At 65.8% G+C, this 22,418-nt stretch carries 26 protein-coding genes, 1 tRNA gene and 1 pseudogene; 9 read left to right on the top strand and 19 right to left on the bottom strand.

Translation table 11 applies throughout. From position 1 onward, the window contains the following. Positions 1-6 precede the first annotated feature (6 nt). The 5 genes from ACE10W_RS23160 to ACE10W_RS23180 all read right to left on the bottom strand — a co-directional run bounded on the left by ACE10W_RS23160 (position 7) and on the right by ACE10W_RS23180 (position 3,137). The gene (locus tag ACE10W_RS23160; RefSeq protein WP_011087921.1) at positions 7-447 is read right to left on the bottom strand and encodes a DUF1489 family protein; all 441 of its coding nucleotides are present in this window, start codon (positions 445-447) and stop codon (positions 7-9) included. A gap of 42 nt (positions 448-489) precedes the next feature. Continuing rightward, entirely contained in the window at positions 490-1,476 is a 987-nt protein-coding gene (locus tag ACE10W_RS23165; RefSeq protein ID WP_110116306.1) for a hypothetical protein, read from the bottom strand. Positions 1,477-1,627: 151 nt separating this feature from the next. After that, positions 1,628-1,831: a hypothetical protein gene (locus ACE10W_RS23170; protein ID WP_011087923.1), complete on the bottom strand. Its 204-nt coding sequence runs from the start codon at positions 1,829-1,831 to the stop codon at positions 1,628-1,630. A 187-nt stretch (positions 1,832-2,018) separates the two neighbouring features. Then, entirely contained in the window at positions 2,019-2,387 is a 369-nt protein-coding gene (locus tag ACE10W_RS23175; protein ID WP_182871905.1) for a YidB family protein, read from the bottom strand. 87 nt (positions 2,388-2,474) lie between these two features. After that, positions 2,475-3,137: a glutathione S-transferase family protein gene (locus ACE10W_RS23180; RefSeq protein ID WP_182871906.1), complete on the bottom strand. Its 663-nt coding sequence runs from the start codon at positions 3,135-3,137 to the stop codon at positions 2,475-2,477. 123 nt (positions 3,138-3,260) lie between these two features. Between ACE10W_RS23180 and ACE10W_RS23185 the strand changes: the two genes are divergently transcribed. Further along, positions 3,261-3,977, top strand: coding sequence for a DUF599 domain-containing protein (locus ACE10W_RS23185; protein ID WP_060912536.1), 717 nt, complete (start codon positions 3,261-3,263; stop codon positions 3,975-3,977). Between the two features lie 983 nt (positions 3,978-4,960). Next, on the top strand, positions 4,961-5,212 hold the full coding sequence (locus tag ACE10W_RS23190) for a hypothetical protein (RefSeq protein ID WP_028171482.1): 252 nt from the start codon (positions 4,961-4,963) through the stop codon (positions 5,210-5,212). A gap of 12 nt (positions 5,213-5,224) precedes the next feature. Here the strand turns inward: ACE10W_RS23190 and ACE10W_RS23195 are convergent, their stop codons facing one another. From ACE10W_RS23195 to mgtE, 4 genes are all read right to left on the bottom strand, one after another. After that, positions 5,225-6,211: a hypothetical protein gene (locus ACE10W_RS23195; protein WP_182871907.1), complete on the bottom strand. Its 987-nt coding sequence runs from the start codon at positions 6,209-6,211 to the stop codon at positions 5,225-5,227. 149 nt (positions 6,212-6,360) lie between these two features. Next, positions 6,361-7,179 carry an aldo/keto reductase gene (locus ACE10W_RS23200; protein ID WP_028171480.1) on the bottom strand — a complete coding sequence of 273 codons (819 nt, stop codon included), beginning with the start codon at positions 7,177-7,179 and terminating at the stop codon, positions 6,361-6,363. Between the two features lie 130 nt (positions 7,180-7,309). Continuing rightward, positions 7,310-7,612: a DNA-binding transcriptional regulator gene (locus ACE10W_RS23205; protein ID WP_011088006.1), complete on the bottom strand. Its 303-nt coding sequence runs from the start codon at positions 7,610-7,612 to the stop codon at positions 7,310-7,312. Between the two features lie 184 nt (positions 7,613-7,796). Then, positions 7,797-9,218, bottom strand: a complete 1,422-nt coding sequence (gene mgtE / locus ACE10W_RS23210) for a magnesium transporter (RefSeq protein ID WP_028171479.1) — start codon at positions 9,216-9,218, stop codon at positions 7,797-7,799. A gap of 77 nt (positions 9,219-9,295) precedes the next feature. Here mgtE and ACE10W_RS23215 point away from each other — a divergent pair, with 77 nt between their 5' ends. Beyond that, on the top strand, positions 9,296-10,102 hold the full coding sequence (locus tag ACE10W_RS23215) for a polysaccharide deacetylase family protein (protein ID WP_370204468.1): 807 nt from the start codon (positions 9,296-9,298) through the stop codon (positions 10,100-10,102). 179 nt (positions 10,103-10,281) lie between these two features. After that, positions 10,282-11,586, top strand: coding sequence for a polysaccharide deacetylase family protein (locus ACE10W_RS23220; protein WP_182871909.1), 1,305 nt, complete (start codon positions 10,282-10,284; stop codon positions 11,584-11,586). Positions 11,587-11,589: 3 nt separating this feature from the next. On the opposite strand, the gene ACE10W_RS23225 is transcribed toward ACE10W_RS23220, so the two are convergent. Next, positions 11,590-11,964: a hypothetical protein gene (locus ACE10W_RS23225; RefSeq protein WP_011088010.1), complete on the bottom strand. Its 375-nt coding sequence runs from the start codon at positions 11,962-11,964 to the stop codon at positions 11,590-11,592. 292 nt (positions 11,965-12,256) lie between these two features. Here ACE10W_RS23225 and ACE10W_RS23230 point away from each other — a divergent pair, with 292 nt between their 5' ends. Then, positions 12,257-12,514, top strand: a complete 258-nt coding sequence (locus ACE10W_RS23230) for a hypothetical protein (RefSeq protein ID WP_063194972.1) — start codon at positions 12,257-12,259, stop codon at positions 12,512-12,514. 29 nt (positions 12,515-12,543) lie between these two features. Here the strand turns inward: ACE10W_RS23230 and ACE10W_RS23235 are convergent. From ACE10W_RS23235 to ACE10W_RS23245, 3 genes and pseudogenes are all read right to left on the bottom strand, one after another. Beyond that, a pseudogene (locus tag ACE10W_RS23235) lies at positions 12,544-12,657 on the bottom strand (isochorismatase family protein); the annotation flags it as partial. A gap of 357 nt (positions 12,658-13,014) precedes the next feature. Next, positions 13,015-13,099, bottom strand: a tRNA-Leu gene (locus tag ACE10W_RS23240). A gap of 165 nt (positions 13,100-13,264) precedes the next feature. After that, positions 13,265-13,507 carry a FliM/FliN family flagellar motor switch protein gene (locus ACE10W_RS23245; RefSeq protein ID WP_011088012.1) on the bottom strand — a complete coding sequence of 81 codons (243 nt, stop codon included), beginning with the start codon at positions 13,505-13,507 and terminating at the stop codon, positions 13,265-13,267. 67 nt (positions 13,508-13,574) lie between these two features. On the opposite strand from ACE10W_RS23245, the gene lipB reads away from it, so the two are divergent. Both lipB and ACE10W_RS23255 read left to right on the top strand, forming a co-directional pair. Next, on the top strand, positions 13,575-14,324 hold the full coding sequence (lipB, locus tag ACE10W_RS23250; RefSeq protein WP_182871910.1) for a lipoyl(octanoyl) transferase LipB: 750 nt from the start codon (positions 13,575-13,577) through the stop codon (positions 14,322-14,324). Positions 14,325-14,523: 199 nt separating this feature from the next. Beyond that, a complete protein-coding gene (locus ACE10W_RS23255) occupies positions 14,524-15,237 on the top strand; it encodes a DNA helicase (RefSeq protein ID WP_182871911.1) in 714 nt (237 codons plus the stop codon). Between the two features lie 45 nt (positions 15,238-15,282). Here ACE10W_RS23255 and ACE10W_RS23260 read toward each other — a convergent pair whose 3' ends face one another. Beyond that, positions 15,283-15,705: a 4-oxalocrotonate tautomerase family protein gene (locus ACE10W_RS23260; protein WP_161534612.1), complete on the bottom strand. Its 423-nt coding sequence runs from the start codon at positions 15,703-15,705 to the stop codon at positions 15,283-15,285. Between the two features lie 113 nt (positions 15,706-15,818). Here ACE10W_RS23260 and ACE10W_RS23265 point away from each other — a divergent pair, with 113 nt between their 5' ends. Beyond that, positions 15,819-16,670 carry a LysR family transcriptional regulator gene (locus ACE10W_RS23265; RefSeq protein ID WP_182871912.1) on the top strand — a complete coding sequence of 284 codons (852 nt, stop codon included), beginning with the start codon at positions 15,819-15,821 and terminating at the stop codon, positions 16,668-16,670. A gap of 11 nt (positions 16,671-16,681) precedes the next feature. Here the strand turns inward: ACE10W_RS23265 and ACE10W_RS23270 are convergent, their stop codons facing one another. From ACE10W_RS23270 to ACE10W_RS23280, 3 genes are read right to left on the bottom strand one after another with little or no spacing between them, the layout of a single operon-like run. Further along, a complete protein-coding gene (locus ACE10W_RS23270; protein WP_370204469.1) occupies positions 16,682-18,118 on the bottom strand; it encodes a TIGR01777 family oxidoreductase in 1,437 nt (478 codons plus the stop codon). Further along, positions 18,115-18,780: a DUF4166 domain-containing protein gene (locus ACE10W_RS23275; protein WP_182871914.1), complete on the bottom strand. Its 666-nt coding sequence runs from the start codon at positions 18,778-18,780 to the stop codon at positions 18,115-18,117. The genes ACE10W_RS23270 and ACE10W_RS23275 overlap by 4 nt, the downstream gene beginning before the upstream one ends. Positions 18,781-18,796: 16 nt before the next feature. Continuing rightward, on the bottom strand, positions 18,797-19,354 hold the full coding sequence (locus ACE10W_RS23280; RefSeq protein WP_182871915.1) for a GbsR/MarR family transcriptional regulator: 558 nt from the start codon (positions 19,352-19,354) through the stop codon (positions 18,797-18,799). 155 nt (positions 19,355-19,509) lie between these two features. Here ACE10W_RS23280 and ACE10W_RS23285 point away from each other — a divergent pair, with 155 nt between their 5' ends. Then, positions 19,510-21,030: a PAS domain-containing sensor histidine kinase gene (locus ACE10W_RS23285; protein WP_182871916.1), complete on the top strand. Its 1,521-nt coding sequence runs from the start codon at positions 19,510-19,512 to the stop codon at positions 21,028-21,030. 176 nt (positions 21,031-21,206) lie between these two features. Here ACE10W_RS23285 and ACE10W_RS23290 read toward each other — a convergent pair whose 3' ends face one another. Together ACE10W_RS23290 and ACE10W_RS23295 are read right to left on the bottom strand one after the other, a co-directional pair. Further along, entirely contained in the window at positions 21,207-21,506 is a 300-nt protein-coding gene (locus tag ACE10W_RS23290; protein WP_011088021.1) for an acylphosphatase, read from the bottom strand. After that, positions 21,503-22,369, bottom strand: coding sequence for an oxaloacetate decarboxylase (locus ACE10W_RS23295; protein ID WP_011088022.1), 867 nt, complete (start codon positions 22,367-22,369; stop codon positions 21,503-21,505). Before ACE10W_RS23295 ends, ACE10W_RS23290 begins: the two co-directional genes overlap by 4 nt. Positions 22,370-22,418: the final 49 nt, after the last annotated feature.

Here is a 22,418-nt window from a genome sequence, read left to right on the forward strand (position 1 = left end):
TCATGCTCAGAGCAATCCGAGATCGCGCAGCTCGCGCCGCATCGGCTCCGGCATCGCCGCGATCGTGCCGGCGGCGGACTTGCCGAGATCGGGCGGTACGGAATCGTCCGCGAGATAGCGCCAGCCCTGGAACGGGCGCATCGGCCGCGGCGAGACCGGGATCACCTTCGGCTGCATCACGATCCGGCAGCGCCCGATGCCGTCCTTGTCGCGGAACGGCTCGATGCCGATGATCTTTTCGCGCGCGGCGATCTCGCCCTTGATGACCCAATAGAGCGACCCGCCCGAGAGGATCTCGGCGTCGCGCTTGGGCACCATTCGGGTGATGTGGATGTGATGTTGCGGCAGACCCTTCTTCTTGGCGGTCTGCATCCGTTCGGCCACCCACTCCTTCAATTCCTTGACGGAGTCGCAGCCGACGGCGAGCTTGATCAGATGGAGTGGCATGCCCCAGCATTAGCGGGCCGGCCGCAGGTTTTCAAAGCCGAACTATTCGTTATCCGCAGCCGCGGGAGCCGCAGCAGCCGGCGGCGGTGCCAGCGGAACCGGTGCAGCTGCCGGTGCGCGCGCAGCCTTCGGCGCCGGCGGCTTCTTCGCGGCCGGTGCCGCAGGCGCTGCGGCCTGCGCCGAGGTCGTGGCCGGCGCGCGCGGAGCCGGCGCTGCGTTCGCGGCCGGCGCGGCCTGGCGCGCCGTCGCTGTAGGCGGTTCCGGATTCATGATGCTCACCGGCGGCGTCGACGAGGCGCTTGGGAATTCAGCGTTGGTCGGCTTGCCCGTCGGCATCGACGGCGGCAGCGCGGCGAGCGCACCTGCGGCCGGTGCTGCCGCCGCGGGCGCGTTCCAGGTGGGCGCATAGCGTGCGACCAGCATGTCGTAGAGATGGGACTCCATGTTGGCGGCGACCTGCTGCTGATCGGTCAGCGAGCGGAAGGCGGCGCAATCGAACCGGGTGCAGCCGTCGCGGGCGATCAGCACCTGCGCGACGAGGCCGTAGCGATCGCGCTCCAGCGCCTTGCGCAGCACCTTCATGTCCAGCGTCAGGCTCTTGTCGACGGTCGCGGCGTCGCCGAGCGCGGTCAGCCGGTCGATCCTGGCGGCGGTGTAGGAGACGGCCGCGGCCGCCGCATCCGGCGAACCGAACAGCGCCTTCTCGCAGCCAATGGCCACGGCATCGCCGGCAAGATCGTCAAGGCAGGACAGTGCCGGCAGGCTCGCGGTAACAACGCCCTGCGCGCGCGCCTCGGCCGGAGCGGCCTGCCCGTCCGGTCCATAGAGGTGCGCCGTGGCAGCCACCGCGATGGCAATGGCAAGCAGCGTGATGACGGTCAGCGCACCGTTGGCAACCGATCTCTCGGCGCGCAGCAGCGTGATCATGAGGATCAATCCGAAGAAGCCCGCAGCCGCCAGCGTCATCCACATCGGGACGGCCGGCGAGCGCCAGATTTGGTCGAGCGACGAGGCCCATGCCCAGTTCATGCGCGACGTCCCCTCACGCGAGCAAAGAGCGAATGGTCAAAGCGAGCACCGTGAGCCGGCAACTGCCCCCGACCCACCTTGTGAAGGTGAAGCGGGCCTTTTGACGGCGAGCGCAGGAAATTCGTCCGCGACATCAACGGGCGGCGGTGCCTCAGGAGAGCGCGAGCTGGCTTTCCTTGGCGACCCGTTCGAAGGCTTCAGTCGAGCTCTTGATCCGGTACTGGCAGTCGTCACCTTCCGTCGGCAACAGGCGGATGATCTCATACGAGCCGCTGGCAGCCGGGCGCGCGACGTTGCTGGCCGTGAACAATACGCGCGTTCCAACGGGGAATTTGTGCTTCAACACCCTCTCCATTACTCAAACAACGCCTGCCTCGCCCATGGTCCCACTGCGATGGCCGGCCGGAAACCCAGCCGTTATATAGCACGCATGCGGCGTTTTTGGCCAGCCTCATGCGAGCATGGCAAACACACCAATCTTGAAGTCTTTTCAGGACGATAACGGGAACAGCGGGCCACGCTAATACCGCTGGAACCGGGCCTCAGGCGGTATGGGGCAGATGACCCTGCGGGCTGGCCCGGTCCACCGCCTTGGGCAGCTCCTGGGCCAGGATCTGGCCCAGCTGGTCAACCGGGATGTTGTAGCGCGCAGCCAGCTGGCGGACGGTGTCGTTGCCGAGCACCGCGCGGAGCTGGTCGGCCGAGATCGGCAGGTTCTGGCCGTTGCCGAGCCAGGATTTGACCTGGTCACCGAACCCGGCCTGCTGAAGCTTGGCCACGATCGCGCTGAGGCCGCCCTGATTGTTGCTGCCGAGCACCTCGCTCAAGACGGCCGGCAGCACGGCGGCGCCGAGCTGGCCGAGCGCGCTGCGGAGCGCGGGGTTGTTTTCCAGCGAGTCCAGGATTCCCATAGCGTGCCCTCTTCCAAGCCGCAACTCGGTACGATTGAGCGCCGCCGGCTGGTGTATCGTCAAGCGGCGCCCGATCACATTCGCGGGTTACGCGTCCTCGAACTTCGCGATGACAAGCGTCTCGGCAAGCCCCTCGCGGGTCCATTCCTGGAATGCCGGCAGCGTCATCATCGTCTCCATGTAGGCCTTGGTATCCGGCGCCACCTCGATCGCGTAGGTGCGGAAGCGGTGCACGACCGGCGCATACATCGCGTCCGCCGCGCCAAAGCGGCCGAACAGGAACGGTCCCCTGGCACTGTGGCGCGCCCGGCACTCGCGCCAGATTTCCTCGATGCGCGCAACGTTGGCCTTCGCATCGGCCGACAGCGCCACGGGGCGGATCGGCCGGTGCAGGTTCATGCCGCATTCGCTGCGCAAGGCGACAAAGCCGGAATGCATCTCGGCGCACACCGAACGGGCATGGGCGCGGGCCGCGGCATCATCGGGCCACAGTTTCACTTCCGGGTAGCGCTCGGCGATGTATTCGATGATCGCGAGCGAATCCCACACCGTGGTCTCGCCGTCGACCAGCACGGGCACCTTGCCGGCGCGGCTGAAGGACAGGATCTGCTCCTTGTCCGCGGGGTTATCCGTGTAGAGCGGGATCAGGGTCTCCACGAACGGGATGTCGTTGGCGCGCAGCGCGAGCCAGGGCCGCATCGACCATGACGAGTAGTTCTTGTTGCCGATGGCAAGTTTTAGTGCAGCCATGTCCACTGGTCCTTCCCAAGTCCTCTGGATGCGGCGCTTTTAGCGCCATCGCCTGCCGTCAATCAATCGTTGCTGCGCCCGGCCTTGCGTGGCAATCGTTGCGATGCTCGCGAGGAGAGAGACATGAGCAGGCATTGGGTCGACATCACCGCCGTCGGCTTCTTCATCGTCGAATGGCTGGTCTATGCCCTGACCCTGGAACACTCGGCCTATGGCCGCGACAGCCTGTCGGCGCGCATGAACCGTTATCGCGAGGTCTGGGTGCGCCGGCTGCTCGACCGCGAGACGCGCATGGTCGACATGCAGATCATGGCCTCGCTCCAGAACGGCACCGCCTTCTTCGCCTCCACCAGCCTCATCGCACTCGGCGGCGCGCTGGCGCTGCTGCACGCGACCAACGACGCCATCACGATCCTGAGCAAGCTGCCGACCGACCTCAGCACCTCGCCCGCAATGTGGGAGCTGAAATGCGTCGGTCTCGTGCTGATCTGCGTCTACGCCTTCTTCAAGTTCGCCTGGGCCTATCGCCTGTTCAACTATGTCGCCATCCTGTTCGGCGGCATGCCGCCGGCGTCCCAGCGCGACACGCCTGCGGCCGAAGCCCATGTCATCCGCACCACGCGCCTGTTCGAATCCGCCGGCCGCCATTTCAACCGCGGCCAGCGTGCCTTCTTCTTCGCGCTCGGCTATCTTGGCTGGTTCGTCAGCCCCTGGGTGCTGTTCGTGACCACGGCGGCCGTGGTGATCGTGACATGGCGCCGGCAATTCGCCTCGAGCGCATGGTCGGCGATGGCGCCTGAGGTGGCCGGGGATGAGGAGATGCGGAAGCGCGGGCATTGACCCCAACTCTCTCCACGTCGTCATTGCGAGCGCAGCGAAGCAATCCAGAGTCTTTCCGCGGAGGGATTCTGGATTGCTTCGCTGCGCTCGCAATGACGGAGCAAGGGGCGGCATCGCCATGCTCCAATCCGCATCTCAATTTGCAGACACGCCTTCACATCCTCGCGGCGTAATTCGCCCGAGCTTTGCTTCGTCGCTCTGCTCTCTTGAGCCAAGAGGGCGCAGGGAAGGCCGGGTGCCGGCTGGCACCCGCGGTCCGCTGCGCGAAAAGCACACGCAGGAAGAACCGCACAGCAGCATACAGGTGTAGCCAATCACTCGGCCTTCCCTGCGCAGTGGTTGGACGGCTTATGCCGTGCTCTCCCGGGAGCCGAGTTCCTGCTGGCCTCCCTCACTCTCGCGAAAGTCGCCGGCACCACGCCGGTTGACGTGAATGCCGCATCCGCAAGAGCTTGACCGTAGCAACGACGGCCAGGACCACACGGTTTTGCCGTACGCACGGCCCGCCATTTCGCCGCAGTTTTTCCAGCCCTGTCGACGGAGCCGGAAACTTACAGGCGAGACGAACCTGGCAGCGCCGCTCATCCAGCACGAAGTCTTGGGCTCACGGAGAGCAATCCGCCCTGCCCACGCCTCTCGCGCCCGACGCTGCCGCGTCCACCGCAAGCCCGGCTCGCGAAACGTGACGACACAAGATCGCCCCTCAAGATGAGCCGGGATGGGCGACACATACGACAAATCCGAATTTCGGTAAAGTGGAATCTTTTTGGGAAAGAGGCTTGACGGCATTCGCTGTGTTTTGCCCGTCGGGTAATGGTTTGTTCTGGATGCCGTTGAGAAACACAACGACGAGATCGTCGCCAGCGAACAGTCAGTGCGCGCTTCCATAGCGCCGCCAGCACTTCACCCAAGGTTGCAGGCAGCAGTTCGATGCGCTACAGGCGCAGCATTGAGAATACTCAAAGCATAATTCCGGGGGCGAAATGAACAAGCTGATGATCGCGGTTGCCGTAACCATTCTCGGAGCATCAACGGCCAAGGCGGCTCCACTTTACGAATGCGGCGGCGACCCGGCCTGCCAGGCCAAGCGCGACAGCATGTCTCGCGCCACATATGAGCGAAACATCAACCAGTGCCTCGCCTCGGCGGGCGCGACGCGCGAGCAGTGGCGAGCTCACGCAGTGCCGAAGCCCGCCGCCGACAAGGTCCGCGCCTGTCTCGCCGCGCGCGGATAGCCGCGAGGCAACTTATCCCCCGCCGAAATCCTGCGGCGTGAACGGCAGGTCCAACACCTTCCATTCCTCGTATTTGTCGGCCGGCAGCATCTTGTACGGCTGACAGGCCTGGAGCGCGCTCGTCGCCGACTTCACGATGGCCACGCCCTTCGCGGATGGCGGGGCTTCGATCAGGATCGGCGGGCGCGCCAGCGTGCCGTCGGTGGCGAACACCGCGCGCAGCTTGATGCGCACCGGGTCGGTCGGCGCGACACCGGCCGGCAGTTTTGCGCAGCTCCTGAGGCGCCGACGAAGCTCGGCAATGACCTCGGGCGGCAGCTTGGCTCCGATGGAATCCTTGGCATCGCCGCCGTCATCCCTCGGCGCGTCTTTCGGCTCGACCGGCAGTTCCGGCGGCAGGCCCAGCATCACGCCGTATTTGACGGTGACGTCGGGCTCGGGGGCCTGATAGGCCGGAGGCGCGGCCTGCGGCTGCGGCATTCCTTGTGAGGGCTGCGGCGCGGGCTGAGGTTGCGACTGCGGCAGCGGCTGTTGCGGCGGCAACTGCGATGGCTGTGGTTGCGGCTGCTGGGGCTGCTCCGGCTGCGGCTGCGCGGTGGCCTCACGTTGCTTCGGCGTCTGTGAGGGTTGCGGCTGCGGCTGTTTCTGCTGCGTCGGCTGCTCCGGTTCGGGCGACGCTTTCTGCTGCGATGATTGCGACGCGGCCTGCTGCTTGGCGTCCGGCTTCGCCGCTGCATCCGCCTTGTCGGTGACGTCCAGCTTCGGCAGTCTCAGCTCGGGGGTCGGGGTCGGCTCCGGCGCTTTCTCCTTTGCTGCCTCCTCCGCCTTCGTCTCCTGCTCCTTGACCTGCTCCGGCGTGACGATGTCGACCGCAACAGCTTCGGGCGGCGCGGCATGGAACGGATGGACCTCGCTGATCACGATGATCAGCGCCACCAGCGTCAGATGCGCGATCGCCGACGCCGCAATGTCCGTCCGTATGATCTTCCGCAGTTCCATCGCCCGATCTTGGGTTGCCGCCCTGCTCCTAAAGCGCGATGAGGTTAGGATCAACTGTCATCCCGCTTTAGGCTCTTGTTCGAGCATGATCTTATCGGAAAACCGCTTCGCACTTTTCCGGATCATGCTGGGCATACGGCAGCCCGCCCTCAATCCCATTTTGGCGCGAAGCCAAAGTCGGTCAGGCGGCCCTTGGGATTGGCCAGCGCGGCGATCCGGGCCATCTCGTCGTCGGAGAGCTCGAAATCGAAGATCTCGATGTTCTCCGACAGACGCTCGATGCGCGAGGTGCGCGGGATCGCTGCGACGTTCTGCTGCACGAGCCAGCGCAGGCAGACCTGCGCCGGCGTCTTGCGATGCGCCCGCCCGATCCCGGCGAGCGTCTGGTCGGTCTTGATGCGCCCCCTGGCGATCGGGCTGTAGGCGACCAGCGCGAGCCCATGCTGGTCGCAGGCCGCCCTCACCTTGGCCTGGTCCAGATAAGGGTGAAATTCGACCTGGTTGCAGACGAGCGGCTCCGGCGACAGCGCGACCGCCTGCTCGATCAGCGCCACCGTGAAATTGGAGACGCCGATGTGACGCGTGAGGCCCATTTGCCTGGCATGCGACAGCGCGCCCAGCGTCTCCGCCAGCGGCACGTGCGAATTGGGCCAGTGCAGCAGCAACAGATCGACGGAGGGAAGTCGCAGCCGCGCAAGGCTCTCCTTCACCGACCGTTCGAGATCGTGGGGCGCGAAATGGTTGGTCCAGACTTTGGTGGTGAGGAAGACGTCGTCGCGGCGCACGCCGGAGGCGCGCACGCCATCGCCGACCTCGCGCTCATTGTCGTAGACCTGTGCGGTGTCGATGTGGCGATAGCCGAGCCGCAGCGCCTGCTCGACCACGCGCGCGCATGGCCGCCCGCTCAACTCCCAGGTCCCGAGCCCGATCGCCGGGATCCTTGCGCCATTGGCCTCGACGAACAGCATGAGGAATCCTCTCTGTTGCGGTCGCCCCAAATACCATCAGGCATCATTATGGACCGGGTCCGGGAGGCTGCCAACGGAAGCCGCTGCAACCGGGCCGGTTATTCAGCGCAATGCTAATGGGAGGTTCGCGTCAGGCTTTGGCAAGCGCCTGGAACACCGTGTCGGGCGCATGCGCGATCACCGCAAGCAGCGCGCGGGCCGGTCCCCGCGGGGCGCGCTTGCCCTGCTCCCAGTTGCGGATGGTCTCGACGGGAACGCCGAGCTTGGCGGCGAACTCCATCTGGGTCAGGCAGGCGCGGCGGCGCAGGTCGCGCACCGCGAGCGAGCCGGTGTCGGCCGGCGCGGCATTGGCCGTGGGCTGGACCGGAAATTCCTGCCCGTCCCGCAACTCGACGATCCGTCCGTCCGCCTTCAGCCGCAACCGCATGTTCATTCCCCCAGGCCCGGGCGATGATGCGTCAGGTCGCTTAAGTTCGGATTAAAGATGATGGCGGGCCGTCATTCCGGGGCGCGCGGAGCGCGAGCCCGGAATCCATCGTGCACCGGAGCACGCCGACAAATGGATTCCGGGCTCGCGCCAAGTGGCGCGCCCCGGAATGACGGAGCGGAGGCGAGAGCTACCTCAACCCGAACCACAAGGTCGCAATCCCGAGGAAGGAGAAGAAGCCGACGACGTCGGTCACGGTGGTGACGAAGGTGCCGGAGGCCACCGCCGGATCGGCTCGGACACGTTCGAGCGCCATCGGGATCAGGATGCCGCCGAGCGCGCCGGCGACGAGGTTGCAGATGATCGCAAGCCCGATGACGATGCCGAGGCCGGGGATCTTGAACCAGGCCACCGCGGCAATGCCCGTGATCACGGCGAAGGCCAGGCCGTTGACGAGGCCGACCAGGCCTTCGCGCATCACCACGCGCCAGGCATTGGAGGAGCCGAGCTCGCGGGTCGCGAGCGCCCTCACCGCGACCGTCATGGTCTGGGTCGCGGCGTTGCCGCCCTGGCTCGCCACGATCGGTGCGAGCACCGCGAGCGCCACCATCTTTTCCAGCTGGCCCTCGAACAGGCCGAGCACGGAGGACGCCAGGAAGGCGGTGGCGAGATTGACCAGCAGCCAATTGAACCGCGCCCGGGCAATGGTGAACACGGTGTCCGACAGCTCTTCGTCGCTGGTGACGCCGCCGAGCGCCTTGAGGTCTTCGTCCGCCTCTTCCTCGATGACGTCGACGACGTCGTCCACGGTGATGACGCCGACCAGGCGATCCTGGGTGTCGAGCACGGGAGCTGCGACGAGATTGTACTTGCCGAACATGCGCGCCACCTCCTCCTGGTCCTCCAGGACGGAGACGCGACGGCGATTCTCGTCGGTCAGCTCGGCAAGCGCCACCGGGCGGCGGGCGCGGAGCAGCACGTCGAGCGAGATCGCGCCCTGCCAGTGCTGGTCCTTGTCGACGACATAGATCTCGTAGAAGCGGTCGGGCAGATCCGGCGTCTCGCGCATGTAGTCGATCGCCTGCCCCACGGTGAAATCCTGGGGCACGGCGATGAACTCGGTCTGCATCCGGCGGCCGGCGGAATTTTCCGGATACAGCAGGCTGCGCTCGAGCGCGACGCGCTCCCGCATTGGCAGCTTCTCGAGGATCTCCTCCTGCTCGGCCTCGTCGAGGGTCTCCAGCAGCTCGACCGCGTCGTCGGATTCGAGCTCGCGGACGCCTTCCGCGACCGTCTCCGGCGGCAGCTCATCGAGGATCTCCTCGCGGACGCTCTCGTCGACCTCGTTCAGCGCCGAAAAGTCGAAGTCGCGGCCCGTGAGCTCGACCAGGCGGACGCGGTCGTCGGGCTCGAGCGCGCCGATGAGATCGCCGAGGTCGGCCTCATGCAGCTCCGCGACACAGGCGCGCAGCGCGGCACTGTCGCCGGCCTCGATCGCACGGGCAATCTCCTCGACGAATTCATGACGAATTTCGCCGTCTTCATTGCGCATCGGCACGTGGTCGAGTACCGAGGCCGCAGCGGATGGAGCACCGTCCATATGTTCATCCATGGTGCGCCTCGCCGTTTGACAGGTTGGTGGTCTGAGCTGATGGTTCAGGCAATACCCACAAGGCAACTCCGAGCGCAATGGCAAAGATGCTTCGGCTGAAATGGACATCGATGTCGGCGGGCGCGGTGCTCGCGGCCCTCGCCGGCATCGCCTCGACTGAAGCCGCCGAGTGCCCGCGCAAGGATGCGCTCGGCACCTCGCGCATTCTGAGCGTCGACGCCAGGACCACGCCGCGCGTGGGCTTGAAGAGCTTTCCGCAGACGCTGCAGCTCGCCGATCACGAGGTCGTGCTGACCTTCGACGACGGCCCCTATCCGCCGACGACATCGAAGGTGCTGGCGGCGCTGGCGCAGGAATGCGCGCGCGCGACCTTCTTCCTGATCGGCCTGCACGCCTCCGAACATCCTGACGTGGTCAAGCGCATCGCGCGCGAGGGCCACACCATCGGCCATCACACCTGGTCGCACCCGTTCATGGCGCGGATCCCGCTCGACAAGGCCAAGGCCGAGATCGACCGCGGCATCGCCGCCGACGAGATGGCGCTGCACGGGACCTCGACCACGACGCCCTCGACGCCGTTCTTCCGCTTCCCCTATTTCGAGGCGACGCAAGCCGAGCTCGACCTGCTCCAGTCGCGCGGCATCGTCGTGTTCGGGGCCGACCTCTGGGCCAGTGACTGGAACGAGATGACGCCGGAGCAGGAACTGAAGCTGATCACCGAGCGGCTCGCCGCGGCCGGCAAGGGTATCATCCTTTTCCACGATCCCAAGGCGCGCACGGCCGCGATCATGCCGGCCTTCCTGCGGTATCTGAGGGAGAACGGCTACCGGGTGGTTCACATCGTCCCGGCGGGCGCAGCGCAGAAGAATGCCGATACGCGCTGATGCCGGAATGTCACGCCGTCGCAAAATGGGGTGATTTAGGGCCTATTAACACTCTGTTCATGCTACGCCGTGCAAGTATCGAGGCGGACTCGTCGTGGGGAAGGTTCTCGTGCCTGAACCGTTTCCTGATGTCTCCGACCTACTTATGGCGACAATCGCGTATGAGGCAGACGGGATTCATGATCGGAAGTAGCGTTGTTGTTCGGACGCGATCGTGGATCGTCCTTTGTTTGGGCTTGCTGACCGTTGGAACACCGGCGGCCCTTGCATCCGACTGTCCCGGCCACCCGGACGCGCTCGGGACCTCCCGCACCCTCGTGGTCGATCCGCACGAGCATCCGCGCATCGGCACGATGCAGTACCGCGAGACGCTGCCGCTGAAGGATCACGAGGTCGTCCTGACCTTCGACGACGGTCCGCTGCCGAAATATTCCAACCAGGTGCTCCAGATCCTCGCCGACGAGTGCATCAAGGCGACCTTCTTCATCATCGGCGGCCAGGCCAAGGCGAATCCGGAAGGGGTGCGCAAGCTTGTCGCGGCGGGCCACACCGTCGGCACGCACAGCATGAACCATCCGCTGACGTTCGACCGGATGGGAATCGAAAAATTCGAGCCCGAGATCAACGGCGGCATCGAATGGACCTCGGCCGCGATGACCGATCCGTCCAAGCTCGCACCGTTCTTCCGCATTCCCGGCCTGATGCGCGCCGAGGGCGTCGAGAACTATCTGATCTCGCGCGGCATCCAGGTCTGGAGCGCCGATTTCCCCGCCGACGACTGGCGGCACGTGTCGTCCGACCGTGTCTACCAACTCGCGATCCAGCGGCTGGAGGCCAAGGGCAAGGGCATCCTGCTGCTGCACGACATCCAGGCCCGCACGGTGGCGGCGCTGCCCAAGATCATCCGCGATCTCAAGGCGCGCGGCTATCGCATCGTGCATGTGGTGCCCGCAACCGCGGACCGCCCGGCGACGCCGACCACGCCGGTGGAATGGCTGCTGCATCCGCCGACCGAGACCGTGCCGATCGCGCGCTGGCCGGCCGTGCCGAACTTCGTGTTCACGCAGACCCAGACGCTTCCGGCGCCCTCGCTTGCCGATCTCAATGCGCAAACCGGGCATCAGCCGCTGCTGCCGCGCCGGACCATGGCGCAGGCGAACGTCGCCGCCACCCTGCCCGTGCCCGACCGCGATCTCTTCGCGATTCCCGAGGGCTCGATCGAGGTCTTGCTGTCCACGACGCTGTCGCGGCGGGCCGCGACACGGCTGGCGATGGCGGCCGAGACGCCCCGTGCGGCCACGAGCAAGGCTGCCAAGTCGCGCCGCACCGCCCACGCGGCACACGGCGCACCGAAGCATGCCGCGCAGGCCAAGGGCATGGCCCCCAGGAGCGCTGCCCCCAAGAACGCTGCTCCCAAGAGCACTGCGCAGAACGCCGCGCCGCGTCCGACCCGCGTGGCCAGCCTGAAGAAGCGCGCGCAGTAAGCTCTACTGCCGCATGATGTTGGCGACGCAGAGCAGCACGATCAGCGCCAGGAAGAACAGGTCCATATAGGACTTGAGCTCGCCGTCGCGGCGCAGCCGCGCAACGTCGGTCACGATCTGCTTGCGCGTCGAGGTTCCGCCAGCGCCATCGTTGATCGGGGCCTGAAGGCGCTTGGTCTCGGCTTCCAGCTTCTCGATCTTCTGGAAGAAGTAGAACGCACGCAGCGTCGAGGCCGCGCGCATGCCGGTGTAGACCAGCACCAGGATCGCGACGATCGCCCGGTTTTGATATTTCTCCAGGAAGTTGAGGCTGAAATAGACCATCGCCATGAACGCGAAATTGGTCACGAAGCGGTAGACGAAGCTTAGAAAGACCATGCTGGCTCCAGCCCAGAGAGATGCGCGCAAGCGGATCGTATTGCGCGTTCAGCGATTATGGGACACAGGCCGGAACGGCCGGCCTGAATGCCGCGCGGGCCCGTCTACGCCAACTTCGTTTCAACAAAGATACCATCGCCCTCAACTCGCCGCCTTTTAGCCACGCGCGGCCATAATGCAAGCCGGGCCACGACGGCCGGCCCGTTCCGCACACGGATGTCCGCAACGCTCAATGGCGATCTGGCGGGAGTCGCGATAGACTGCGGCTCGCCGCCATATGTGGGGTCTGCCGATGCCGAAGAAGGGAATCACGGGCCACGACGACTGGGTTCTGACCGAAGCTCTCGCGACGGCGCTGGTCGCGCTGGAGCAGCTTGAGCCGAAGCACCAGCCGAACGCGCATATGGACGACATCCGCAAGATGCTTGCGAACGGCAAGGAGCCGGCGGCGGTGAGCCTGCACCTCGCCCAGGCCAAATGCCGCCTGTTTCCTGATCTCGACCCGCTGGAGATCTACCGCGAATACGGCATAGGCGAGGAATATGGCTGAGGGGGGCGGATCATCACCCTACTCCCGCCCGCATCGTGCCCGACATCGGACGAGCTGCACAGCGCGTCCTCGACGATGACAACGCTGAAGCCGAGGTCGACTATGCTCAGGACCGTCGACAGGACGCAGACGTCCGTCTCCGCCCGGGATGTCGGCAACTTCCGACGCGCTGTCCCTCGTCGTCCTCCACCTTCAAACGCATGGCCGCGCGACGGCACGCGGCGAGCACATCGGCTGTCATGCGCGTCCGACAGCCGTCGTTCCGCGGTCATCCGCGGTGGGCGAAGCCCCGCGCCATCAGCGCGCTCCATCACGCCGGCGAATCGCGGGATCGATTGACGGCGCCAGCGGAATAATGGGGAAGATCGCCGCGTTCGATCGGACCGGCCACGCGACGGCTCCGACCGACGCAAGCTGCGCGCGGAAGAGGGCCGGCGTGGCGCCAGTCCCGGGTCTACATCAGAAAAACTTCAGGGATTTCAAAGCCAAGTTCGGCCTTGTGGTGCGCTCGGAGGGACTCGAACCCCCACGATTTTACTCACTGCCACCTCAAGGCAGCGCGTCTACCAGTTCCGCCACGAGCGCTTTGGGGATGCCGGCCTGAGGCTTGAGGGCCGGCCGGATCAACGGCGCCGATCTAACAAATCCATCAGAGGGGTACAAGCCTGCAAAGACCCAGAATTCCACAAGCTTGGCAGGAAAGTTCCGGCCCTCCCCGCAGGATCGGCCTTTACCGCATGCCCGGGGCCGCTATCGCGTGCCCGGCGTGCGTGGCAGCATCTGCTTGACCTCGACCGCGATCCGGTTGCGGTCGACCAGCACGACGCCGGAGGCGACCGGCAGGTTGTTGGCCAAAACCTTGACCTCGTCGGCCTCGGTTGCATCCAGCTCGATGATGGCGCCGCGGGAAAGACGTAATACCTGATGGATCGGCATGGTGGTCGTCCCGAGGACGACCATGAGATCCACGGTGACTTTATCGAGAGTGGGCACTGTCGGGACCGCCGCAACTTGAGACTGGCATTTGCGCCTGCAATCATCACCACGTTATGGTTAGCCAATGGTTAATTCGCCTCAAAACCCCCGCCAAGATCAGCGTCAAGACCTCGATCTGACGTCGTTTTCCGCCACAGGCGGCGAGCCCGTCGAGTGGCGGATTTCGGACGCGCCGGTGCCCTATCCGGAGGCTGTAGCCGCCATGGAGGCGCGGGTTGCCGCGATCGCGGCCGGCGAGGCCCCCGAGCTGGTCTGGCTGCTCGAACACCCCCCGCTCTACACCTCCGGCACCTCGGGCAAGGATTCGGACCTGCTCGATCCCCGATTCCCGACCTTCGCCACCGGGCGCGGCGGGCAGCTCACCTATCACGGGCCCGGCCAGCGGGTGGCCTACATCATGCTCGACCTCAAGCGCCGCCGGCCTGATGTCCGGGCCTATGTCGCGAGCCTGGAGGAGCTGATCCTGAAGACGCTCGCCGCCTTCAACGTCCGCGGCGAACGGCGCGAGGACCGGGTCGGCGTCTGGGTGAAACGGCCCGACAAGGGGTCGGAACACGAGGACAAGATCGCCGCGATCGGCGTGCGGCTGAAGCGCTGGGTCGCGTTCCACGGCATCGCCATCAATGTCGAGCCGGAGCTGTCGCATTTCGCAGGGATCGTGCCCTGCGGCGTCGCCGATCCCCGCTACGGCGTCACCTCGCTGGTCGATCTCGGCCAGCTCGTGACGATGGCCGATGTCGACGTCGCGCTTCGGCAGGCGTTCGAAGAGCTGTTCGGACCGACCCGCGCGCTGGTGCCGGAAGCGGCCGCCTGACATTTTCCTGTTCGAGCCTGACCGCGCGAGTTCTCCGCTCGTAATGGAATCGGCTATGCTTGTTTCAGGTGCCGCCCACGCCTCCCCCCTCCGCCGGGAAAGCAGACCTCATGCCGGGCGAGTTGATCATCGGCCGACTGTTCGAGCGCCAGGCATAAGGAGGGGTTGCGATCCATGCTCGCAATGGGAGGTTTTGACGATGAGACTCTCTGCACCCATCTATCATCTGAAGCGCAAGGCGAAGCGCCTGTCCCGCGAGGAAGGCATTCCGCTCCACCACGCGCTTGACCGCATCGCCACGACGGAAGGGTTTTCCGCCTGGAGCATGCTTGCGGCAAAAGCCGCCGCGATGACGCCGGCCAATCGGCTGTTCCCGCAATTCCGGCCGGGTGACCTGGTGCTGGTCGGGGCGCGCCCCGGTCAGGGCAAGACGCTGATGAGCCTCGAGCTTGCCGTGGAGGCGATGAAGTCGGGCCATCGCGCCGCGTTCTTCTCGCTCGAATATACCGAGAAAGACGTGTTGGAACGCCTTCGGGCGATCGGCGTGGACCCCGCGCAATTCGCTGACATGTTCGAGGTCGATTGCTCCGACGCGATCAGCGCCGATTACGTCGTCAAGCAGATGGCCGCAGCCCCCCGCGGCACGGTCGTGGTGATCGACTATCTGCAACTGCTCGACCAGCGACGGGAAAACCCCGACCTGACCGTTCAGGTGCGCGCACTGAAATCGTTCGCGCGCGACAAGGGGCTGATCGTCGTCTTCATCTCGCAGATCGACCGGTCCTATGATCCCTCACTCAAGCCATGCCCCGACCTCGACGATGTCCGCTTGCCGAACCCGCTGGACCTCAAGCTGTTCGACAAGACGTGCTTCATCAACAACGCCGAAGTGCAGTTCCGCGCGGCGAGCTGATGGCTTCGGGCCGCGGGTGAGATGGTTCACCCGCGGCCCGCAACGTCATGCCGCCTTCAGCGCAACCTCGAGCTTGCCGGCGATGTAGCGCCGCTCCTGCGTCAGTCCGCCGAAGCCGTAGGCATCGCCCTTGACCTCGTCGACATGCAGATAGGTCTCGGGGTGCAGCGGGCCCAGGATCTCGGCCATGCGCTTGAACATCGCGGCCAGATAGGCCGCCTTCTCGTCCTTGGTGTTGGTGCCTTCGGTGACGTGGATGTCGATCCAGTAGCTTGCGAGCTTCTGCTCGGCGAGCGACCTGCCGCCGGCGAACCAGTCGCCCGCATCGACGGACTTCACGATGATGGCGGTCACCTTGGGATCCTTGTGCAGGATCTTTGCGGTGAGTTCGGACACGGCGCTGGCGATGTCGGCCTTCAGCGACGGCGACTGGCGGGACGTGGTGTAGGACACGGTGATCAAGGGCATGGTCGTTCTCCTCAAGATGCCGCACTGGCGTTGCGCGGTGGTGATGAGAAGCTAGACCTCCCCGCGTCATTTTGGTATCTTATCTATATTGATACCAGTGATAACTAATCATAATGACAGCCACCCTCGACATCGCCACCATCAAGGCCTTCCTGCTGGTCGCCGACCTCCAGAGCTTTACCCGCGCCGCCGAAGCGCTCGGCACCACCCAGGCCGCCGTCAGCCTCAAGCTGCAGCGGCTGGAGACGTTGCTCGGCAAACGCCTCGTCGAGCGCTCGCCGCGCGCGGTTCGGCTCACCGCCGACGGCGCCGCGTTCCTCGATCTCGCCCGTACGCTGATGGAAGCGCATGACCGCGCGCTGTCCGGCGATACATCGACTGCACAATCCCTCTCGCTCGGCATCTCCGACCATGCTGCGGGCCCCGAACTGGTGCCGCTGCTCGAACGGCTGCACGCGATGTCTTCGAATCTCACGCTCGCCGTCACCATCGGCTTCTCGCGCGAGATGCAGGACGCTTATGACGCGGGCGAGCTGGATGCGGTGATCGTCCGCCAGGAAGGCAGCCGCCGCGGCGGCGAGAAGCTCGCCGAGGACGAGTTTTGCTGGTTCGCGTCACGACGCTTCACGCTGCCGAAGGGTGAGCCGCTGCCGCTCGCGACGCTCGCCCCGCCCTGCGGCGTTCGCGCCATTGCGGTCCGCGCGCTCGACAAGGCCGGCCTCGCCTGGCGCGAGCGCTTTGTCGGCGGCGGCGTCACGGCGGTGGTTGCGGCCGCGCTCGCCGGACTTGCGATCGCACCGCTGGCGCGGCGCATCGCGCCGGCCGGGCTCGTTGATATCGGACCGGCGCTCAAGCTGCCAAAGCTCGGGAGTTCGAAAGTCATGCTGCATTCGAAGGTCAGCGATCCCGCCAAGCTGGCGGCGCTGCGGGCGGTGGCGGCGACGTTCAAGAGCGTTGCCGCCTGACGTCCATCACCTCACAAGATCGCCTCGAACGCGCTGCGCAGCGTCTCGTGCCGGAACACAAAACCGCGGCTCAGCGCCTTGTTCGGCAGCACGCGCTGGCCACCGAGCAGAAGCTCGTCGGCAAAGCCGCCGCCGATCCGACGCAGCAGGCCGCCGGGGATGCGGAACACCGCGGGCCGATGCAGGCGGCGGCCGAGCTCCTCGGTGAACTTTGCGTTGGTGACTGGGATCGGCGCGGTGGCGTTGACGGGCCCAGTGAGATCGGGCGTCGCGATCACATAGGCGATCAGCCGGATCAGATCGTCGCGCTCGATCCAGGACATCCACTGCCGCCCGGTGCCGAGCGGCCCGCCAAGGCCGAACTCGAACGGCGTCAGCATGCGCGTGATGAAGCCGCCTTCCGTGCCCAGCACGAGGCCGATGCGCAAATAGACCACGCGCACGCCAAGCTCCTCCGCCGGCCGCGCCGCCTGCTCCCACGCCGCGCACAGTTCGTGGCTGAAGCAGGCATGCGACTTCGCCGACTCGGTCAGCACCTGGTCGGCCCACAGGCCGTACCAGCCGATCGCGGAGCCGCTGACGAGCACGTCGGGCTTGTGGTCGAGCCGCGCGATCAGTTTGACGACCTCGCCGGTCATGTCGATGCGAGACTTCAGGATCTCCGCGCGCTTGGCCCCGGTCCAAAGGCCGTTGCCGATCGGCTCGCCGGCGAGATTGACGATGGCATCGATACGCATGCCCGATGCGAGCTGATCGAGGCTGGTGATCAGCGTCACCGGCGGCGGCAGCAGCTCGGCCTTCGCCGGATTGCGAATGAGCGCGATGACGTGATGCCCTGCCGCGCTGAGGCTCGCCGCGAGGCGGCTGCCGATGAAGCCGGTGGCTCCTGATATCAGCACGGTCTTGCGCCCAGGGAGCTTTTCGACGAGCCCGGCCGCCGGAACGCTCGTCATGCGGCCGAGCCGGCGCACCGCCGCAAAATCCCTGACGCCGCAGAGCGCTGCGCCGACCGCGCACGCGGTCGCGGCGATGCTGAGCAGGCCCTGATACACGACCGTCATCCCGAGGGGCTGCATCGCCCAATCGATCAGCACCGGCAACAACAGCGCCAGGATGGCGCCGTAGTTGATCGCAAGCAGCGTGTGATTGATCCGCTCACTCGGCGGCAATTTCCGGCTCAGATCCTCCTCGACGAAATCCATCAACGTGATGACGATCTCGGCGACCAGCACTGCGACGATCAAGAGCGCCAGCAGGCCATAAACCTCTAACCAGCCGAGCACGAGAAACAACAGCGCATAGAGCATGTTGCGGACGCCGTGCAGCTTCAGCTCGAAGCGCTGCGACACCCGCCAGGCCAGGCGCTCGGTGAATTCGTGGTGATAGAAGGTGTCGAACACGCCCATCGCGATCTGGACGGCGATGAGGATCCACAACAGCGGCGTCATGATACGGCCTCCCTGAAGGTGGCGGACTGGTGGATCAGCGCGCCGTAACGCGGGTGAGTGAGATCGAGGGTGAAGCGGAAGGCCCCCTCGCCGAGATCGCGATGCGTCACCGTGAGGTCGCCCGGCGTGAGCCATCGCGGCAACGGGATCCACAGGCTTCCGAACTGGAGGCCGTAAGCGGCGCTGCGGAAGGTCAGCACCTGGTCCTCGACCGCGATGCGCAGCGCCATCGAGACGCCGAAGCCGACATATTCCTCGAGCCCGGTCGGGCCGGCGAAGCGTTTTGCCGAATGGATCACCTGTGGAAAGCCGCGCTTACGCGCGCAGATACGCGTCCAGGTCTGGCCGCCGCTTGCGCCGTCCTCGGTGACGGTGACGATCATCGGCACGCCGGTGTCGCGGCCGGTCGGCAATGGCCCGCCGATCAGGCGTACGAGCTGCGCGAGCCACCAGCCGATGTCGCTGAAAGCGACCTCGTCGACGACGCCGACATAAACGACGCTGTCGCCGTCAGCGACGCGCTTGGAAAAGCGCCGCCAGGTCGCGAGCGGCAGGCGGCCCCAATCCTCGTCCGACAGCAACGCACGGAAGCGGCGGTCGTCGAGCAATTTGGCGTGAGTGGGAAGAGATGCGCTGGAACCTGATAATCGAGCCGACGTCATCGCACCCTCCCCGACGCTATTTGACCTTGCCCAGCGGCAGCAGGTTGACGACCTTCTCGCCAAGCCGCATCAGGGCGACCAGCCGCGGCCGCGGCACCTTCAGCATCTGCATGAACCAGTGGTCGGCGAGCTCGGTGAAGGCGAGCATCTCCTTCAGCCGTTTGCTCGCGACCGGATTGATGGTCGGATCGTCGGCGGCATCGGACACGCAGGCCCGGAGCGCTACGATCGCTGGATCGAGCTCCCGCTCCTTGCGCCGCGCCGCGATCCGGGCCGCAACCTCCCAGATGTCGGTCTCGGCTTCGAAATGATCGCGGCGGTCGCCGAGGATCGGCACCCGCCGGATCAGGCTCCAGGCCAGCAGCTCCTTGATCGAGTTGGAGACGTTGGAGCGCGCCATGCCGAGCGTGTCGGCGATGTCCTCGGCGGTCATCGGCGCTTCCGCCAGATAGAGCAGCCCGTGGATCTGGCTGACCGAGCGGTTGACGCCCCATTCGTCGCCCATGTCGCCCCAATGCAGGATGAAGCGCTCGACGGCGGCAGGGAGTTTCTTCTTTCCGGTTGCTTCTTTCATAACAGAAATATCTGACGGATGAGATTGACTGTCAAGTGCTCCCCGGCGGCCTGTCCCCCTGCATACCGTCCGCTGCATTTGCCTAAAAACTTCCCAGAGGCCAGGAACCAAACGACTTATTCAGCGTTTGCACGGGTCGAGGCAGGGTGTCCGAAATGGTTAGAAAGTCCAATCAGCAGAGAGACTTGTTCGAGAGCGAACGCAGTTTCCGGCTGTTGGTCGAAGGGGTTGCCGACTACGCCCTGTACATGCTCGATCCCAAGGGGATCATCACGAGCTGGAATATCGGTGGCGAGCGCATCAAGGGCTATTCGCCCCAGGAGATCGTCGGCCAGCATTTTTCGCGTTTCTACACCGAGACCGACCGGGCCAACGGCAAGCCCGCCCGCGCCCTCGGCATCGCCCGCGACAAGGGCCGCTACGAGGAGGAAGGCTGGCGCGTCCGCAAGGACGGCACCTTCTTCTGGGCGAGCGTCGTGATCGACCCGATCTACGAGGACGGCGAGCTCATCGGCTTCGCGAAGATCACGCGCGACATCACCGAGCGACGCAACACGGAGCTCAAGCTCGAGGCGATGCAGAAGCAGCTTGCCGAATCCCAGAAGTTCGACGCGCTCGGCCAGCTCACCGGCGGCGTCGCCCACGATTTCAACAATCTCCTGATGATCATCAGCGGCAGCCTTCACACCCTGAAGCGGGGCGCCGACGACGGTGCCAAGCTCCAGCGCGCGATCTCGGCGATCGAGACTGCGACCCGGCGCGGCGCCGCGCTGACCAACCAGCTCCTCACCTTCGCGCGGCGACAGAGCGTCAACCCGCAGGCGATCGATCTTGCCGAGCGCATCGGGGCGATCCGCGAGGTGCTCGAGGCCGGCGTCGGCAGCGCCGTGCGCCTCGCCTTCGACGTCGCCCGCGAGGTCTGGCCGATCAGAACCGACGTCTCGGAGTTCGAGACCGCGCTGCTCAATCTCGTCATCAATGCCCGCGATGCGATGCCCGACGGCGGCACGGTGACGATCCGCGCCCGCAACGTCGTGCTGGACGAAGCTCCGCTCGCCGGCGAGTTCGTGGCGATCGACGTCGCCGACACCGGGCTCGGCATTCCCGCCGACGTCGTCGACAAGATTTTCGAGCCGTTCTTCACCACCAAGCCGATCGGCAAGGGCACCGGTCTCGGCCTGTCCCAGGTGCACGGCTTTGCGCACCAGGCCGACGGCACGGTGAAGGTCGCAAGCGAGCTCGGCAAGGGCACGACTTTCAGCATCCTGCTGCCGCGCGGACGGGATGTGCCGGCGCGGGAAACGGCGGAAGCGGTGCCGTTCCGCGGCGCCGGCACGGTGCTGCTGGTCGAGGACAATCCGGATGTCGCCATCGTCAGCATCGGTCTGCTGGAGCAGCTCGGCTACCGCGTTCGCCGCGTCCCCGACGCGGAATCCGCGCTGCGCGAGCTCGAGCAAAACGGCGTCGATTTCGTCTTTTCGGACATCGTGATGCCCGGCAAGATGGACGGCCTCACCCTCGCCCATCATCTGCGCCTGATCCGCCCCGGCCTGCCGATCCTGCTCGCCACCGGCTACAGCGAGGCCGCCGCCGACGTGCGCGGCGATTTCCCGATCCTGCGCAAGCCCTACGAGATCCACGAGCTGAGCGAAGCAATCGCGAAGCTGCCGAGGTGATCTTCACCTCTCCCCGCTTGCGGGGAGAGGTCGAATTCGATCGCAGATCGAATTCGGGTGAGGGGGTACAGGTCACTCGACGACCACTCGTGTTGAGAGAGGCTCCTCACCCCAACCCTCTCCCCGTAAGAACGGGGTGAGGGAGCACACCATCTGTGTGGAACGAGGTGTAGCTCTCAAACCGTCGGCAACACCGAGAACTTCTCCCCTGCCCTGCGCAGGTTCAGCTCATCCGCACCGGCCGTCTCGCTGGTGACACTGTCGACGCGCGAGGATGGCGGACCATGGCGGCATAGCGCGACCATGTCGGCGACGTGGTTCGGCGCGCCCGCGAACAACGCTTCGACGCTGCCGTCGCGGCGGTTGCGGACCCAGCCTTCGAGGCCGCTCGCGGTGGCCTGGTATTCGACCCAGGCACGATAGCCGACGCCCTGCACGCGGCCGCGGATCATGACCTGGAGGATCGCCCGGCTCATTTCTTGAATCCGAGCACATCGGCGCCGCGCGCCTTCGTCTCGGCCTCGCGCATGACACGGCTGGTCAATTCCGCGGACGCCAATCCCTTGAGCGCTTTGGGCGGCGCGCCTTCGCGCAGCGCCTTCAGCGTGTCGTGGACGGCCTGCGTCGCGGCCGCGATCGGCGCATGGCCCTGGAGCGCGATGCGCACGCGCTGGCCGGCGAGATAATCGGGCGCATTCAATTCTTCCGGCGCGCCGCCGAGCACGATCGGCAGATGCGTCGCGGCTGCGACTGCTTCAAGCTCGGCACGCGACTTGATGCCGGTGAAGAACAGCGCATCCACGCCGGTCGCCTCGTAGGCCTGCGCGCGGCGGATCGTATCGTCGAGCGAGGTGATCGCGGCAGCTCCAGTGCGGCCCATGATGACGAGCGTGGGATCGCTGCGGCCGCTGAGCGCCGCCTTCATCTTGCCGACGCCCTCCTCCAGCGAGATCAATTGCGTCTTCGCTTCACCGAAGGCGGCCGGCAGCAGCGTGTCCTCGATGGTGAGACCGGCCGCACCCGCCGTCTCCAGCTCCTGCACGGTGCGGCGCACGTTGAGCGCATTGCCATAGCCGTGATCGGCATCGACCAGCACCGGCAGCGCGGACGCGCGCGACATCCGCCGCATCTGCTCGGCGAGCTCGGTGAGCGTGATCAGCGTGATATCGGGGTCGCCGAGCACGGCGAGCGAGGCCACCGAACCGCCGAACATGCCGAGCGGAAAGCCGAGATCCTCGGCGATGCGGATCGAGATGGCGTCGTAGACCGAGCCGGGATGGATGCAGCCCGGACCCGACAGGATCGATCGCAGTTTTTCGCGGCGGGAACGAAAGGCCATGGTCGCCTCACTCTCAATTCCTCATCCTGAGGAGCGCGCTCTTGCGCGC

It is taken from the genome of Bradyrhizobium sp. B025 (assembly GCF_042257955.1).
In the GTDB taxonomy this organism is placed as follows: Bacteria; Pseudomonadota; Alphaproteobacteria; order Rhizobiales; family Xanthobacteraceae; genus Bradyrhizobium; species Bradyrhizobium diazoefficiens.